Annotated in this window: 13 protein-coding genes and 1 riboswitch; all 13 genes read left to right on the plus strand. The window is 63.4% G+C overall.

Annotated features, from left to right (window positions below; translation table 11 throughout):
- The first annotated feature begins 64 nt into the window (after positions 1–64).
- The 13 genes from dprA to trpC all read left to right on the plus strand — a co-directional run bounded on the left by dprA (position 65) and on the right by trpC (position 16,879).
- Positions 65–1,774: a DNA-processing protein DprA gene (dprA, locus tag O3675_RS00480; RefSeq protein WP_371570237.1), complete on the plus strand. Its 1,710-nt coding sequence runs from the start codon at positions 65–67 to the stop codon at positions 1,772–1,774.
- 188 nt (positions 1,775–1,962) lie between these two features.
- Complete coding sequence (locus O3675_RS00485; RefSeq protein ID WP_298700708.1) at positions 1,963–3,051, plus strand: tyrosine recombinase XerC; 1,089 nt, start codon at positions 1,963–1,965, stop codon at positions 3,049–3,051.
- Between the two features lie 332 nt (positions 3,052–3,383).
- Positions 3,384–4,283: an ACP S-malonyltransferase gene (locus tag O3675_RS00490; protein WP_005506253.1), complete on the plus strand. Its 900-nt coding sequence runs from the start codon at positions 3,384–3,386 to the stop codon at positions 4,281–4,283.
- Between the two features lie 111 nt (positions 4,284–4,394).
- Positions 4,395–5,420 (plus strand): beta-ketoacyl-ACP synthase III, encoded by a 1,026-nt coding sequence (locus O3675_RS00495; protein WP_303941085.1) that lies wholly within the window; start codon positions 4,395–4,397, stop codon positions 5,418–5,420.
- Between the two features lie 202 nt (positions 5,421–5,622).
- Positions 5,623–5,865, plus strand: a complete 243-nt coding sequence (locus O3675_RS00500) for an acyl carrier protein (RefSeq protein WP_005507475.1) — start codon at positions 5,623–5,625, stop codon at positions 5,863–5,865.
- 218 nt (positions 5,866–6,083) lie between these two features.
- Positions 6,084–7,355, plus strand: coding sequence for a beta-ketoacyl-ACP synthase II (gene fabF / locus O3675_RS00505; protein WP_044150502.1), 1,272 nt, complete (start codon positions 6,084–6,086; stop codon positions 7,353–7,355).
- A 1,357-nt stretch (positions 7,356–8,712) separates the two neighbouring features.
- Positions 8,713–8,912: riboswitch (FMN riboswitch) on the plus strand.
- A 344-nt stretch (positions 8,913–9,256) separates the two neighbouring features.
- The gene (pnuC, locus tag O3675_RS00510) at positions 9,257–9,988 is read left to right on the plus strand and encodes a nicotinamide riboside transporter PnuC (protein ID WP_005506248.1); all 732 of its coding nucleotides are present in this window, start codon (positions 9,257–9,259) and stop codon (positions 9,986–9,988) included.
- Positions 9,989–11,299, plus strand: a complete 1,311-nt coding sequence (gene ribD / locus O3675_RS00515; protein WP_371570242.1) for a bifunctional diaminohydroxyphosphoribosylaminopyrimidine deaminase/5-amino-6-(5-phosphoribosylamino)uracil reductase RibD — start codon at positions 9,989–9,991, stop codon at positions 11,297–11,299.
- 249 nt (positions 11,300–11,548) lie between these two features.
- Positions 11,549–12,841 carry a 3,4-dihydroxy-2-butanone-4-phosphate synthase gene (ribB, locus tag O3675_RS00520; RefSeq protein ID WP_371570244.1) on the plus strand — a complete coding sequence of 431 codons (1,293 nt, stop codon included), beginning with the start codon at positions 11,549–11,551 and terminating at the stop codon, positions 12,839–12,841.
- An 8-nt stretch (positions 12,842–12,849) separates the two neighbouring features.
- A complete protein-coding gene (locus O3675_RS00525; protein WP_371570246.1) occupies positions 12,850–13,620 on the plus strand; it encodes a GTP cyclohydrolase II in 771 nt (256 codons plus the stop codon).
- A gap of 57 nt (positions 13,621–13,677) precedes the next feature.
- Positions 13,678–14,154: a 6,7-dimethyl-8-ribityllumazine synthase gene (gene ribH, locus O3675_RS00530; RefSeq protein WP_070643178.1), complete on the plus strand. Its 477-nt coding sequence runs from the start codon at positions 13,678–13,680 to the stop codon at positions 14,152–14,154.
- A 284-nt stretch (positions 14,155–14,438) separates the two neighbouring features.
- Positions 14,439–16,049: an anthranilate synthase component I gene (locus O3675_RS00535; protein ID WP_371570249.1), complete on the plus strand. Its 1,611-nt coding sequence runs from the start codon at positions 14,439–14,441 to the stop codon at positions 16,047–16,049.
- Between the two features lie 14 nt (positions 16,050–16,063).
- Positions 16,064–16,879 carry an indole-3-glycerol phosphate synthase TrpC gene (gene trpC, locus O3675_RS00540; RefSeq protein ID WP_005507463.1) on the plus strand — a complete coding sequence of 272 codons (816 nt, stop codon included), beginning with the start codon at positions 16,064–16,066 and terminating at the stop codon, positions 16,877–16,879.
- The last annotated feature ends 426 nt before the right edge of the window (positions 16,880–17,305 follow it).

The following is a 17,305-nucleotide window of genomic DNA, read 5'->3' on the forward strand; positions in this document are numbered from 1 at the left end:
AAAACGAGCTGAAGAGGCCGAATTGAAAGAAAATGGGCTGAGAGAAACAGCGCCGGACGAGTGTGTGCCAGAAGAGAAAGTAACGGGGGAGAGCGCGCCTGAAGAGAGCGCGGCGGAGGATTTTGTGCAGGAGGAACTGCAGATTCGCCTGCCCGGTCGCACCCTGGATGCGCACGCCCTGGCGCGTGAGAGAGTGGCGCATATCCTGTCGCTGGGGCAGGAGCCTTCGCCGAGCCCGTATAACGCGGCGCGGTTGCCGGGGTTCCTCGCATCCTGCCTGAACCCGGTGTACCTGGAAGAGATGCACCTGAATGAGATGAATCAGCAGGAACAGCAGAGGGAGCGGCTACAGGGTGAGGCGCTACAGGGTGAGCGCCCCGAACCTGTGATGGGCACCGCCTCCAGCGGTTCTGATTCCGCGCCCCTGTTCAATCCCGCCCTCAGCGCGGAGGAGCTTGAGGCGGCGTGCCGCGAGTACATCCGCTGCTGCACCGCCCAGCTGATGCGCTACGCCGAACCCGCCGATGAGCTCGTGGTCGAATCCCTCACCACCCTGGGAGCGCCGCTGACCCTGCACTACCTGCTGACCGGGCACATCCCGGATGAACACACCTGGGAGCACGGCGAACCAGATACGCAGCTCAGCGATTTTCTGCACTCGGTGGGCGCACCCGCGGAAGGGGAGTCCGCCCTGTTTTCTAGCGCGAATGGCTACTACATGCCGGGTGAGCATCAGATGAGCCGCGATAAGTTCGGCAAGGCGCTCGCGACCCGCCGCCTGCGCTGGAACCGCCGCATGGAACGCACCCTGAACGCGGAGGCGCACATGGCGGCAACCTGCGGGGCGTGGCTGGTCACTCCCGCCGATCCGCTGTGGCCGCCGCAGCTGAACGATTTGGGGCCTGCTCGACCGTACGGGCTGTGGTGCCGAGGCGATTCGCGGCACCTGCTGGATGTGGCGTCTGCCCCGAGCGTGGCGCTGGTCGGTTCACGTGACCCGAGCATCTACGGTACGGAGGCGACGACCCACCTCGCCGCCGAGCTGGCGCGCCGCGGGTACACGGTGATTTCTGGCGGTGCGATGGGCATCGATATTGCGGCGCATCGGGCAGCGCTGACCCAGCAGGGTAGCGACCTGCCGACCATCGCTTTCATGGCGGGTGGGCTGGACCGGCTCTACCCGGCGCAGAACTCGGATGCGCTGAACATGATTGTTGATCGCGGGCTCATCATGAGCGAGGTGAGCGTGGGTAACACCCCCACGCGTTGGCGTTTTCTGGAGCGTAACCGCCTGATTGCGGCGTTGGCGCGGCACACCATTGTGGTGGAGGCGCGCTGGCGTTCCGGCGCCCTGAACACGGCTCGTCACGCGATGGAGATTGGGCGTACCCTCTGGGCGGTTCCGGGGCAGATTAACTCGCCGAACTCAGTGGGCACGAACCGTCTGCTACGCGATGGACTAGCGCAAACACTCACCGAGGCCGCCGACATCCTCGAGTACGATGCCGTCGCGGGGTTCGAGCTGGGCACCGAGCACGAGAGCGAATGGGATCAGGCTGCCTCCTCCAGTGCACTGGACGAGCTGACCGAACGACAGGGCAGGGTGTGGGACGATTTGAGCCCTCGCTCCTACCGCGGCGTGGACGAGATTGCCGCAGCCCTTGGGTTGAGCGCTCGCGACGTGATGGCTGACCTGTTCCACCTGGGTCGTTGCGGTCTGGCGGAGAGTAGCGGAACGAGCTGGCGGAAGGTCCGCCCGGCTGTCGCGGCGTAGAGTTCTTCCTGATGACGGGGCGGCATGTGGAGAGCTCGGAACCTCTCTACAATTGGGGTAGGCTTGCGCGTACTGGCGCGGAGCCTACCCCGCCGCGCTATCGGCAGATGCGCCGGGGGCAGAAATACAACGTCGAGAAGCATCAACGCCGCCAGAGCCAGGAACCAGAAACCCGAAAGGAGGGACGCATGACCCCCGCCCGCCAGCACGAAAACCGAGCAGAAAACCGGAACGAGAATCGCGAGGAGTACCGGGACGAGGCTCCCTCCACGACCCTGCCGGTGACCTATACCCGCACGCTTGCGCCGGAGCAAGTAGAGAGCTCTACTCTGCCCGATTCTGCACTGGGTGTTTCCGGTGAGGTGTTCCGCCCCGTCCTGGACCGTTTTGAGCGTTTTCTGCGCTACGAGAAGCACCGTTCCGAAGAGACGATCCGCTCGTATATCTCCGATTTGGAGGGCTTCTTTGGCTACATGGCGCGCCGCGGTGTGCGGCATCTGGACAGCATTGATGCGTCCCTGATTCGTGAGTGGTTGGGTTCGTTGCATCTGCGGCAGGCGGCTCGTTCTACGGTGGCGCGCCGCGGTTCGACCCTGCGCACGTTCTTCACCTGGGCTCAGGAGGAGGAGCTGGTGCACGCCAACCCGACGCGCGGTATGCGCACCCCCAAGCGGGAGAATCACCTACCGCCGGTGCTGAGCCGTGAGCAGATGAACCAGCTGCTGACTACCCTGCAGGAGCGTCGGGCACAGGATCCTCGTGATGCGCGCCTGCTGCGCCTGGAAGCTGTGGTTGAGGTTCTGTACGCCTCGGGCATGCGTATTTCTGAGCTGACGGGCCTGGATTTGCAGAGCGTGGACCGGGCGAATAAGACCGTGCGCGTGCTGGGTAAGGGCAATAAGGAGCGCGTGGTGCCGCTGGGTACCCCGGCGCTCAAGGCGTTGAATCGTTGGGTGTCCTATGGTCGTCCGCAGTGGATTCCGGAAGGGTCCCAGGGCGTGACGGCGCTGTTTATTGGTCCTCGGGGCGGGCGTGCGAATGCCCGTCAGATTCGTGAGGACCTGACCCGCCTGTTGCGCACGGTGGAGAATACTCAGGCGTCGGGTGCGCACGTTTTGCGTCATTCGGCGGCGACTCACCTGGTGGATGGTGGTGCCGATATTCGTTCGGTGCAGGAGCTGCTGGGACATTCGTCGTTGGCGACCACGCAGATTTACACGCACGTGTCGATGAAACGTCTGGCGGAGACGTACGCGCGGGCGCATCCGCGAGCATAGGATGTTCGGGGGCATAGGGCGTTCATGTGCCTAAGGTCGTGCACCGGTGCGGGGGAGTGTGCTGGGCTGTGCTTTGAATAGTGCGCTGAGCGCCGCCGTCTAATGTCTCTCTATTTGAACCTTGAGTGGCTGAACTGTACGAATGGGGGAAATCGTTCTAAGCTATACACTGTTCAACGTCTGCCTAAATATCCCGCGTAGCCCAAAGTTTCTGCACAGTGATGTTTATACAAAGCGATTGAACAAGGTAGCATAGGTAACAGACTAACCGTGGTCTCCGTCTCTATAACGGCACCGCGTACGAGTACTAAAAACCAGAAAGGTCGCACCGCATGCGCGCACTCGTTTGCCCCGGACAGGGCTCCCAGAAGAAGGGCTTCCTGAGCCCCTGGCTCGAGATTGAAGGTGTGCGTGAGCACCTGGAACGACTCTCCGAAGCGGCAGGCATCGACCTGATTCACTACGGCACCGAAGCCGAAGAAGAAACCATCAAGGACACCGCAATCGCCCAGCCCCTCATCGTGGCTGCAGGCATCGTCACCGGCCGCCTCGCCCTGCGCGAACTCGACGGTGAAGAGCTCATCTTCGCGGGCCACTCCGTCGGCGAAATCACCGCAGCAGCCCTCGCGGGCGTACTCAGCGACGAAGACGCAATGCGTTTCGTGCGCGTGCGCGCCAACGGCATGGCGGAGGCGGCAGCCGCCTCCCCGACCGGCATGGCTGCAGTACTCGGCGGCGTTGAAGAAAACGTCCGCGAAGCCATCGACGCAGCAGGCCTCGTCGCAGCAAACTCCAACGGCGGCGGCCAGATCGTAGCCGCAGGCCCCATCCCCGCCATCGAGGCATTCGCCGCGAACCCGCCTGCACGCGCTCGCGTCATCCCCCTGAAGGTCGCTGGCGCATTCCACACCGAGGCAATGGCACCCGCCGTGCCCGCACTGGAAGAGTTCGCCGCATCCCTGCAGATCTCCGACCCGACCTCCGCACTGCTGACCAACCGCGATGGTTCCGCCGTGGCATCCGGTGAAGAGTTCGTCAAGACCCTCGTCTCCCAGGTCACCAGCCCCGTCCGCTGGGACCTGTGCATGGCAACCCTGCTTGAGCGTGAGGTCGCCGGCATTATCGAGGTCGCCCCCGCAGGTACTCTGGTCGGCCTGGCAAAGCGCGCGATGCGCGGCGTGCCCGGCACCTCCATCAACACTCCCGAGGACCTCGCCTCGCTGAAGGGCTAAACGCCGGGGGAGAGCACCCCGCTCTACTTCTGAACCCTTCACACTAGACATGCACTTTAGACCTGCGAGGCACACAGTGTCTTGCGAGCATCAGCACTAAGGATTGAATACGTGACTACCCTCAAGCAGTACGAAATCAACCGCTACTCCCGCATCCTCGGTTACGGCGCAGCCCGCGGCGAGGTCATCGTCCCCAACGACGACATCGTTGAGGCAATCGACTCCTCCGACGAGTGGATCAAGCAGCGCACCGGCATCGCAACCCGCCACCGCGCCAGCGAAAACCAGTCGGTAACCGACCTTGCCATCGGTGCCGCCAAGGACGCCCTCGAAGCATCCGGTGTAGCCGGTGAGGACATTGAGGCGGTCATCATCTCGACCATCTCGCACCCCTACGCAACCCCCTCCCTGGCAACCCTGGTCGCCGACGCAATCGGCTCCAAGTGCCCCGCATATGACATCTCCGCAGCGTGTGCAGGTTTCTGCTACGGCATCGCCCAGGCAGACGCCCTCGTCCGCGCCGGCACCGCAAAGCATGTGCTGGTCATCGGCGTTGAGAAGCTTTCCGACTTCATCGACAACACCGAACGCACCATCTCCTTCCTGCTCGGCGACGGCGCAGGCGCAGCAGTCGTAGGCGTATCCGACGAGCCGGGCATCGCCCCGACCGTATGGGGTTCGGACGGCTCCCGCTGGGGCACCGTCGGCATGACCCACTCCCTGCTGGACATCCGCAACCGCGACTTCGCCGCAAACCCCGTCGAAGAAGGCGAAAAGATCTGGCCCACCCTGCGTCAGGACGGCCCCTCCGTCTTCCGCTGGGCAGTATGGGAAATGGCGAAGGTCGCCAAGCAGGCACTCGAAACCGCCGGTATCACCCCCGACGAGCTCGGCGCGCTCATCCCGCACCAGGCAAACGCCCGCATCATTGACCAGATGGTCAAGACCCTCAAGCTTCCCGACACGGTGGCAGTGGCACGCGACATCGTCGATGCCGGTAACACCTCCGCCGCATCGGTCCCGCTGGCCGCACACCGCCTGCTCAAGGAGAACCCGGAACTCTCCGGCAAGTTCGCCCTGCAGATCGGTTTCGGTGCCGGCCTGGCATTCGCAGCTCAGGTAGTCGTCCTTCCCTAAGGAAACCCCGGAGCCCGATGCTCCCCGCTCCTCACGACCGGTACAGCGCCGGTGTGCGAGAAAGAAAATAAAGCGGGAAAGCATCCCCACAAACTCCGAGTTGACGCATGCGTACACCACGCAGACACGATAAACTCGGTAATGCACGCGTACCCCCACCCGGCGGGTGCGATGACCATCGAAAAAACAAAGGAGCCCCTGAATGGCTAACAAGGAAGAGATCCTCGCAGGTCTGGCAGAAATCGTTAACGAAGAGACCGGCGTTGAGGTTGAGGACGTTCAGCTGGACAAGTCCTTCACCGAGGACCTGGACATCGACTCCATCTCGATGATGACCATCGTCGTGAACGCTGAGGAGAAGTTCGAGGTGACCATCCCGGACGAAGAGGTCAAGAACCTCAAGACCGTTGGCGACGCAGTCGAGTTCATCGCGAACGCTGCCTAAGCTATAACCAATAACGAGGCGGCGCGGGCTCTCACCGGCCCGCGCCGCATCGCTATTCACTCAGCTTTCAATCCAACACACCCCGGGAACACGCAGGGTGCGATGACTGCACTCTCCACGGCGTGAAAACGCCCACTGTAAACCCCGGGCCCTACAGGTTTTTATCCACACACCACCGGATAAACCACCAAATCGACCACCGAAGAGAAAGTGCCACAATGTCTCGAAAAGTGCTGGTGACCGGCCTCGGCGCGACCACCCCCATTGGCGGCGACGTCCCCACCACCTGGGAAAACGCAACCAAGGGCGTATCTGGTGTATCCACCCTCGACCACCCCTGGGTCAAGGAATACGACCTGCCCGTATACATTGCAGGCCAGCTCGCAGTGCCCGCCCTCGAATCCGGCCGCCTCACCAAGGTAGAAGCAAAGCGCCTGGATCCCTCGGGCCAGCTCGCCCTCATCGCCGCACGCGAAGCATGGGAAGACGCAGGATTCTCCGGCCCCGACGCCGAATCCGCAGAAGAAGTCGACCCCGAACGCACCGGCGTAGCCTTCGGCACCGGTATCGGCGGCGTGTGGACCCTCCTCGACGCATGGGACACCCTCCGTGAAAAGGGCCCCCGCCGCGTCCTCCCCATGACCGTTCCCATGCTCATGCCCAACGGCAACGCAGCAGCCGTCTCCATGAACCTCAAGGCACGCGCCGCAGCACAGACCGTCGTCTCCGCATGCGCATCCTCCACCGAAGCCATGCAGCTCGGTGCTGAAATGATCCGCAGTGGCAAGGCGGACGTCGTCATCGTCGGCGGTGCCGAAGCGGCAATCCACCCGCTTCCCATGGCAGCATTCGCCAAGATGCAGGCACTCTCCTCCCGCAACGACGAACCCGAAAAGGCATCCCGCCCCTACGACGTCGACCGCGACGGCTTCGTCATGGGTGAAGGCGCAGCAGCGCTCATCCTCGAATCCGAAGAGCACGCCAAGGCACGCGGCGCACGCGTCTACGCGGAACTGGCAGGCACCGGCGTATCCGCCGACTCCTACCACATCACCGCACCGGACCCTGCAGCACTCGGCGCAACCCGCGCACTGCGCGAAGCCCTCGAAGACGGCAACATCGACCCGAAGACCGTCGTGCACATCAACGCGCACGCCACCAGCACCCCCGCCGGTGACCTGCCCGAAGCAACCGCAATGCACGAAACCTTCGGCGAGCACACCAAGAACATCGCCGTCTCCGCAACCAAGTCCATGACCGGCCACCTGCTCGGCGGCGCGGGCGCCCTCGAGGCTGTGCTGACCGTCCTGGCTCTGCACCACCGCACCGCACCCTGCACCATCAACCTGGACAACAAGGACCCGCAGATTGACCTGGATGTGGTGACCGAGGCACGCGAGCTGCCCGCTGGTGAGATCGTGGCACTGTCGAACTCCTTCGGTTTCGGCGGTCACAACGCGGTTGTAGCATTCCGCTCCGTAGAGGGCTAATCCCGTAAAAGGGTACGTCGGACAATGCTGGCGGGGGAGTGCCCCCTCTTCAGCGCCTGGGGGCGCTTCGAGGACGGAGCCCCCGCTATGCATTCCCGACTGCGCCCCTATAGGCTTGGTAACAAATAGGGTCGCCCGTGATAGGTAACTATCGCGGGCGACCTTTGCGTTTGAGAGAGCGGCATACCGGTTCACGCTCGCGGGGGAGTGAGGCTTCCGTGGGTTAGTTGTTTGAGAAGGCATAACCGGACGCCGCTCGCGGGGGAGTGCCCCCTCTTCGGCGCCTGGGGGCGCCTTGAGGACGGAGCCCCCGCTTCGCGTGTCCGGTACGCCCTCTAGGTCGCCTACCCCTCGGGTTGGTTGAGATAGGGGTTGGTAGGCGGTTAGCTTCTCGGTTTAGCTCGCCTCAGTCTGGGGTATATGAGGCTGGTCTGGGGCTGAGTTTCGTGCGCAGCTCACCTGAGTTTGGGGTGGGCAGGGTTTCACAGGTTAAAAACGGGTGGCGTATCCGCTCCGGCACTGCGAATACGCCACCCAAACACACCACACTCCACAAGACAATGCAGAGCGCGCGGGATCAACCATCCCGCAAGGTTCCCGTAACCTCCATCGCGCACCACGGTAGGCGACGACAGAAGAATGGGAGCTTATGACCGTTTGACACGCACAACGCCCCCCTGTATAGGTGTACAAAGGCGCACGCCATGCGATCTTCCGGAAGTTTATTCGGAAGAGCTCCCACGCCGGTTCCGTTGAGAAAACAATTCGGTGTGGTTGCCTCCCGATGGTGAAGCACATCAACATCGTGTGCCGCAATACTGCGCAATCCAGTACGCGCAGATGTTGCGTGAAAACCATCCTCAGGAATGCAGTCCGCGGGCCAGTTTTCCAGCTTCAAATGGCAGAAGCTTAAGGGTTTGATGTGAGTGCTCGGATGGTCCGAATCATGTCGCTCTCAACGGAACCGGTTTATCGGTGATGGGAGCTCCTGTAGATAAGAATAACCTTAAATCACCCCTGGAGTAAACCTTAAACCAATAATTTAACCTTATTGTTATAATTCCTTGTCATAAAGGTATTGACGGGTGTTCAGGATGCCCTGGGTAACCCCCTGGAGGCCCTCATAGCTCTTTGGTCTGTTTGGTGCTCTCCGTCGTTATGAAACCGTGATAAATCATTCCCGAAAATTGAAGAATCGGGTCCAAAACGGTCCCGCAAGTGACTACCGCGAGGGCTTGTTGAGAGGGTCTTGAAGACGCGCCGAGAGTACAGTCATAAAACGTCATCTTGTCACGGAAGTTATCCCAGAGAAAACAAATTAAACCCCCGGCGTGCGCTGTGGCATAATCAGTATCAACATCGTGCTCCGGGGTCGGTGAAATTCCGAACCGGCGGTCACAGCCCGCGAACCGCTCTCGCAAGCAGGCAAAAAATCGTACGAATCTTCGCATCCGCACAGGACGCCAAGACTCCGCTAGAGAAGCCCGCCCGCAAGAGAGGCCGAACCGGTGAAAATCCGGTGCCGACAGTACAGTCTGGATGGAAGGTAGCACGAGCAGAAAAAGGCAGGAGCGCACTCTGCCGAGCCTCCCGAGAAACCTTGGGACAGCTTGCACCGCGCACCCAATGCAGTTGTTTAAGAGAGCAGTAGCTTTTTGTGTAGCAGGGGAGAGGCACCTTTCGTAGGTGCCGGTACGTTATTCCCCTCGACCGCAGCCGCTGGTTTCAGCCACGGTTTTCAGCTACGGTTAGCTGATTCGCCGCTCCCGCCTCACCACGGATACCGGGCACTCCATAAGATGCCCGCGGTAGCCGCCCTTTTCTGTTCCTCTCCCCGGAGCCGCCGCAGATGCGCACACAGCGCATCCGACACACGGTCCAACTCAGAGAGGAAAGAAACAATGGACATCTTGCGGTGGCTCTTCGACGCACAAATTCACGTGGGGGACCAGTCCCTCCTCGTGCGCGAAGTTCTCGGAAACGCATTCGGCCTGGCATCGGCGCTCGGCGGCATGCGACGCAAAGTATGGGCGTGGCCCGTCGGCATTCTCGGCAACCTGCTGCTCCTCACCGTCTTCCTGGGCGCCCTCGTCGGCAGCCCGCACCCCGTCACCATGCTCGGCCAGGCAGGCCGCCAGATCATGTTCATTGCCGTGTCCATCTGGGGCTGGCATCGTTGGCGTGCAACCCGCGCCGCCGGTGGTGACGCCTCCGAAGGTGCCGCAGTGATTCCCAAGTGGGCTACCAACACCGAACGCGCAGGCCTGGTTGTCGCCATGGTTGCGGGCACCCTGCTGCTCACCCCCATCTTCCGTGCCCTCGGCTCCTATGAACCGGTCTGGTCCGACGCCTGGATCTTCACCGGCTCGCTACTCGCCACCTACGGCATGGCGCGCGGCTGGGTTGAATTCTGGCTCATCTGGGTTGCCGTCGACCTGGTCGGCGTGCCGCTGCTGTGGAGCGCAGGCTACTACGCGACCTCCCTCATGTACGTGTTCTACGGATGCTTCACCCTGGTCGGCTTCTTCGTCTGGTGGCGCACCCGCAACCTGGAGGCGCAGAAGACCCAGGTACAGACCCAGTTCCCCGACGTGACCGTTGAGGTAACCGACGTGCAGAAGGGCCGTGCATAAATGCCGCAGAACCCCTCGCTGCAGGTGCTGGCGAGCGCGCACCTGCCCCTAACCGTCGCCCCGAGCGTATCTTCGCCGCGCAACGATGTAGACTACTCCGCCGCGGAGTACGGTCACCTCGCGGGGCTACCCACCGCACGCACCCTCCAGCTGCCCGACCCTGAGCAGGAGCTCAGCCACGCAGAGGCCATGACCCTGGCACTGCAGGCGGCACGCCAGGGTATCCGCGGCGCGAACCCCCTCGTCGGCGCCGTCATTACCGATGCGCACGGGCACCTGCTGCACGTGGGCTACCACCGAGGCGCAGGCACCCCGCACGCCGAAGCCGACGCCCTCGCCGCCGCCCGAGCCGCGGGAACCGACCTCACCGGCGCCCGCATGTACGTGAGCCTCGAACCCTGCAACCACACCGGACGCACCGGCCCCTGCTCCCACGCTGTCGCCGAGGTAGGCATCAGCGAACTCTACTACGCCTACAGCGACGACACCGAAAATGCAGCCGGAGGCGCCGCCTACCTGCGCTCGCAGGGCGTCACCGTGCACGCCATGGAGGAGTTCGCGAACGCATCCTATCTGCTGAATGAGCGCTGGTTCATTGCCGCCGCCGAACGCCGCCCCTTCATTACCGCAAAGAGCGCCTCCACCCTGGACGGGTTCATTGCGGCAGCTGACGGCACGAGCAAGTGGATTACCGGCCCCGCCGCGCGCATTGACGGGCACCTGATCCGTCACCGCGCCGACGCCGTCATGATCGGCACCCGCACCACCCTCATGGACGACCCGACCCTGGATGCGCGCGACGCCAACGGGGAACGCTTTGAGAAGCAGCCGCTGCGCGTGGTCATGGGCAAAACCGAGATTACCGAGAACTACCGCGTGCGCGGCCTCAACCCGCCCGAAGGCGTGGAGGCGGACCCGCAGAACTTCCTGCAGGTCTTCACCCACGACCCGCGTGAACTGCTCGACGAACTGTACGCCCGCGGGGTTCGGCACCTCATGATTGAGGGCGGCCCCGGCATGGTTGGCCTCTTCGCCGGTGAAGACCTCATCGACGAGATGGTCTGGTACCGCGCCCCGATGATCATGGGGCAGGGCAAGAGCGCCGTGTACCGTCTGCTCGTGGACACCCTCGCGCAGGCACCGCGCCTGCAACTGGACGACCTGGGCATGTTCCCGGCGGTGCGCGTGCTCGGCAATGACACTGCAACGCACCTGGTGCCGGCACCTCGCGGAACGGCGCAGGAACCGGGCGAGCGGCGTACCCTGCCGAAGCTGGACGCCTGCCACGCGCCCGAACCGAGATTAGATTAGCCGAGGCTGGACTAGCATCCGCTTGGGCTAGTCTCCCTTGGGCTGAGCGCGGGCGGGGGAGTAGTACCTCAAGGACCCCCGCCTGCGCCCGGCTGATTCATGCCGGCTGGTTCGCATGCTGGCACAAAAGCTCCCCGTCACGGGGAATATTCGAAAAATACGTATAGTTATACCGACGAACAAACCATCGCCGCCCGTCGCCCTCAACGACGACGCCCCGGCGGACACGGCGAGAAAAGGAAAGCACACATGTTTACCGGAATCATTGGCGCCCTCGGCACCGTAGAATCCATCACCCCCATCGAAGGTAGCGACGCAGCCTACCTGACCCTCAACGCCGGTGACATCGTCGCCGACCTCGAACACGGCGGATCCCTCGCCGTCAACGGTGTATGCCTCACCGCTATCGACCTCGACCAGCTGCAGCCCGGCCAGTTCCGCGCCTACGCGATGGGTGAGACTCTGCGCCGCACCAACCTCGGCAACCTGAACCCCGGCGACACCGTCAACCTGGAGCGCTGCCTGCCCGCCGGTGGCCGCCTCGACGGTCACGTCGTGCAGGGCCACGTGGATGCGGTCGGTACCCTCGCATCCGTCACCGCGCACGAGGCGTGGAGCACCCTGCGTTTCAACCTGCCCACCGAACTGGCACCCCTGCTCGCTGAGAAGGGCTCCATCGCTGTTTCTGGCGTGTCCCTGACCGTCACCGCCGTTTCTGAGGCCGGTGAAACCCCCGCATGGTTCGAGGTCGGCCTGATTCCCGAAACCCTGAAGGCAACCAACCTCGGCGCGCTCAAGGTTGGCGACAGCGTGAACCTTGAGACCGATGCGCTCGCTAAGTACGTGCAGCGTCTGACCGCGTTCGCAGGCGTGCCCCAGGCTGACTCTGCGCACTCCGGTGAGCAGGTTGCGCCGCGTCGCGCCGACGCCGCAAGCGTCCTCGACAGCGTGCAGACCGCAGTGGACGCTATCGCAGCAGGTCGCGCCGTAGTCGTCGTTGACGACGAAGACCGCGAAAACGAAGGCGACATCATCTTCGCCGCCGAGCACGCAACCCCCGAGCTGATAGGCTTCATGATCCGCTACACCTCCGGCGTGGTCTGCGCACCCCTGAGCAACAAGCGTGCCGACGAGATGAACCTGCCGCCCATGGTCACCAACAACGAAGACCCCAAGGGCACCGCCTACACCGTCTCCTGCGATGCGGCATCCGGCGTGAGCACCGGCATTTCCGCGGCGGACCGCGCACGCACCGTGCAGATCCTCGCGGACGCTGCCTCCACTCCGGCGGATATTACCCGCCCCGGCCACATCTTCCCGCTGCGCGCCGTTGACGGCGGCGTGGCGGAGCGCCCCGGTCACACCGAAGCCGCAGTGGAACTTTCCCGCGCGGCGGGCCTGTCCGGCGTGGGCGTTATCGCCGAGGTCGTGCACGACGACGGCTCCATGATGCGTTTCGACGCACTGCGCGCCTTCGCCACCGAGCACAACCTGCCCATGATCTCTATCGAAGACCTCATCAAGTACGTAGCTAAGGCGTAGGAGAACGCATGAGCGAAACCCCTAACACCCAGGCGACGCCGGGCACTCCCGCAGAGCCGGTTGAGGCGCAGGCTGAAGAGCTCAGCGCCGAATCCTTGCGCATCGCCTCCCAGCTCGCTGAAGGCTACCGAGTCAGCCCCCTCGACATGGTGCCCAACCCCAGCCCGCTGCTGGTCGAAAGCACCGAAGAAGTCGCCGTACCCACCCCGCAGGGCCTGTTCGGATTGCGTGCCTGGCGATTTGCGGACGGTGCCGAGCATATCAGCGCCCGCGCCCTCGACCGTGACGGCACCCCCGTACCCGCCGAGGACGGGGGAGTGCCCGCGGTGCGCATCCACTCCGAATGCGCCACCGGCGATATTTTCGGTTCCTTCCGATGTGATTGCGGTCCTCAGCTGGAGAACGGCCTGCGCATCATTGGCCACACCGGCGGGTACCTCATCTACGTGCGCAACCACGAAGGACGCGGCATCGGCCTGGTCAACAAGCTCCGCGCCTACGCGCTGCAGGATGCCGGGCTCGACACCCTCGACGCGAACCTGGCGCTCGGCCTGGACGGCGACATGCGCGACTACTCGCAGGCGGCACTGATCCTGCAGGAACTCGGCGTGAACGAGCTGAGGCTCGTGACCAACAACCCCGCCAAGCAGGAGGCGCTCGAAAGCCTCGGCCTGCAGGTCACCGAGCTCATCCCGGACGAAATTCCCGCCCGAGTCGAGAACGCACACTACCTGCAGACCAAGCGTGAGCGCATGCGCCACGTGCTCAAAAGCGCGTAGCGGCACCCCTGCAAACCCCTAATTTTTCAAAAACCAAAAACCCACAAGGAGAACACAATGAGCGGCGTAGGCGCAGCAGACACCACCCTCAACCCCGAAGACTACAAGGGCTTCAAGCTCGCAATCGTAGCGGCAAGCTGGCACACCGAGGTCATGGACGGCCTCATTAACGGTGCTAAGCGCGCCGCCTACGCAGCAGGCATCGAGCCGACCCTCGTGCGCGTTCCCGGCACCTTCGAGCTGCCCGTCGCAGCGACCCGCCTCGCTGAGAAGTTCGACGCAATCGTCGCGCTCGGCGTGGTCATCCGCGGCGGCACCCCCCACTTCGACTACGTCTGCCAGGGCGCAACCAACGGCCTGACCGACGTGTCCGTGCTGACCGGCCGCCCCATCGGCTTCGGCGTGCTCACCTGCGACAACGAGCAGCAGGCACTCGACCGTGCAGGACTGGAAGGCTCTAACGAAGATAAGGGCTACGAGGCGACCGCAGCGGCACTGCAGACCGCAGCAACCCTCAAGCAGTTCAGCAACTAACGCGGCTGAACGGTACGCGGCTCAGTTTCACGAAGAGAACTATTGAATCTTCACCGTGGAACTGGGCCGCAGCACCGGTTAAACTGAAACAACCCGCGCACCGGGCTTACCGGGATTTATCAGGCATTATCGGGCGTCTATGGATCTGGCAGGTATACGCCAGAGAGATACACGCCGGCACATATGTCCCGGTACCCCCCCCATATACCGGTAAAAACCCCGCGCGGCAGCTAAGGGACACAGCGCACCGACGCGCTCCCAACCCAACACCAAGGAGTACAGCAATGCAGGATTTGGGCACCATCACCCCCAGCCTCGAAGAATTCCGCGCCCGCGCAGCCGGCACCCGCGTCATTCCCGTACACATCAAAATCCTCGCCGACTCACTCACCCCCATCGGCATCTACCGATCCCTCGTACTCCAAAACGACCAGGGCGAACCCGTCGAAGCAGCCCACGGCACCTTCCTGCTCGAATCCGCCAAAATCTCCGCAGAAGGCGAATCCGCAGCCTGGGACCGCTACTCCTTCATCGGCGCATCCTCCCGCTCCACCCTCACCACCGTTGACGGCGCAGTCCACTGGCAGGGCCGCACCCCCGCCGGCGCACCCGTCGACGGTGACCCCGTAGAAGCCATCGCCAAGACCCTGCAGATGCTCTACACCGAACCCGACCCGACCCTGCCGCCGCTCACCTCCGGCCTGGTCGGCTACCTCGGCTGGGACGTCGTACGCCACTGGGAACACCTGCCCTTCCCGCCCGCCGACGACGTGAACCTGCCCGAATTCGCGCTCAACATGGTCTCCGACATGGCAATTCACGACAACAAGGACGGCACCGTCCTGCTCGTCGCCAACGCCATCAACTTCAACGGCACCAGCGAAAACGTTGACGGCGCCTACAAGGATGCCGTCGCGCGCCTGCACAGTATGCTCCGCCGCCTGCAGCGCGGCGCCACCGCAACCACCTCCACTCTCTCCGGCGTGGCAGACGTTGACCGTAAGGTCCGCGAAGACGTCACCCTCACCTGGAGCGAACAGGGCTTCAAGGACGCCATCGACCGCTCCAAGAAGAACATCATCGACGGCGACGTCTTCCAGATCGTGCTCTCACGCCGATTCGAAGCCGAAACCAACGCCAAGGCACTCGACGTGTACCGTGTACTGCGCCAGTCCAACCCCTCGCCGTACATGTACCTCTTCAACTTCGAAGACAGCAACGGCATCCCCTTCCACATTGTCGGCTCCTCCCCGGAGGCGCTCGTCACCCTCAAGGACGGCATCGCCAGCACCCACCCCATCGCCGGTTCCCGCCCGCGCGGCGCAACCCGCGAAGAAGACCTCGCACTCGCCGAGGAACTGCTCGCCGACGAAAAGGAACGCTCCGAACATCTCATGCTCGTCGACCTGGCACGCAACGACCTCTCGCGCATCGCCAAGCCCGGCACCGTGTCCGTCGACCAGTTCATGATCATTGAGCGTTTCAGCCACATCATGCACATTTCCTCCGCCGTCAGCGCCGAACTCGACCCGCAGTTCAGCGCCTACGACGTGCTGCGCGTCGCCTTCCCGGCAGGCACCCTCTCCGGCGCGCCCAAGCCGCGCGCCATGCAGCTCATCGACGAATACGAACCCACCCGCCGCGGCGTCTACGGCGGCGTATGCGGCTACTTCGACTTCGCCGGCAACATGGACATGGCAATCGCCATCCGCACCGCCGTACTCAAGGAAGGCACCGCCTACGTACAGGCAGGTGCAGGACTCGTCATGGACTCCAACCCGGACTCCGAAACCCTCGAAACCGTCAACAAGTCCGCCGCCCCGCTGCGCGCCGTGCTGACCGCCTCCGGCCTGGCACCCCTGGACGCAGACGCAGCCGTAAACGCCACCAAGTAACCCAAGGAGACACCATGAGCACCGTTCTCGACGAGATCATCGTCGGCGTCCGCGAAGACCTCGCCGCCCGCGTACAGCAGGTTCCCCTCGAAGAAATGAAGAAGCGCGCCCTCGCAGCCGCACCCGCCCGCGACGCGCTCGCCTCCCTACGCGGTGAAGTACCCGGCGGCGGCAACGGCACGACCGCACGCATTATCTCCGAGGTGAAGCGCTCCTCACCCTCCAAGGGTGCGCTCGGCGAAATCCCCGACCCCGCCGCGCTCGCCGCACGCTACGAAGCAGGTGGCGCCGCTGCAATCTCCGTTCTCACCGAACAGCGCCGCTTCAACGGCTCCCTCGCCGACCTCGACGCAGTACGCGCCGCCGTGAACATCCCCGTACTCCGCAAGGACTTCACCGTTGACGAATACCAGATCTGGGAGGCACGCGCACACGGCGCCGACCTGGTGCTACTCATCGTCGCAGCCCTCGACGAACAGACCCTGCGCGAGTTCCTCGAACTCACCGAATCGCTCGGCATGAACGCCCTCGTCGAAACCCACACCCCCGAAGAAATCGAGGTCGCCCAGCGCATCGGCGCCAAAATCGTCGGCATCAACGTGCGCAACCTCAAGACCCTCGAGGTCAACAACGAACACTACGCATCCCTCGCAGCGCACCTGCCCAACTCCGTCATCAAGGTCGCTGAGTCCGGTGTCGCCAGCATCGAAGACGTACGCGCCTACGCCGGCGCCGGCGCCGATGCCGTACTCATCGGTGAAGCACTGGTACGCTCCGGCGACCCCGAAGGTACCGTGCGTGAATTCTCCAAGGTGCCGGTGACCCGCTAGCCTGTGGGCTAGTTGTTTGAGATGGCGTATCGGACAACGCTCGCGGGGGAGTGCGGATTCCGTGGGCTAGGGTTTGAGAGAGGGCGTATCGGACAACGCTTGCGGGGGAGTGCCCCCTCTTCAGCGCCTGGGGGCGCTTCGAGGACGGAGCCCCCGCTTCGCGTGTCCGGTGCGCCTTCTAGGTCGCCTATCCCTCAGGGGAAGGGTATAAGGGGTTGGTAGGTGGTTACCTTCTCAGGTCAGCTTGCTTCGGGTTGGGGATATATAGATGGGTTGGTCTGGGGTTGAGTGTTGCTGTCAGCTCACCTGATTCTGGGGTTATTTGTCCTGTCGGATTTTTATCTACTTCCCGGATACAGACCTTATACATAGACATAAAGCCGGTGCTTGCTCCCTCGCAGGCACCGGCTTCACCCATCTCTTTCG

This window comes from Rothia sp. 27098_8_27, from assembly GCF_041432805.1.
Taxonomy (GTDB): domain Bacteria; phylum Actinomycetota; class Actinomycetes; order Actinomycetales; family Micrococcaceae; genus Rothia; species Rothia mucilaginosa.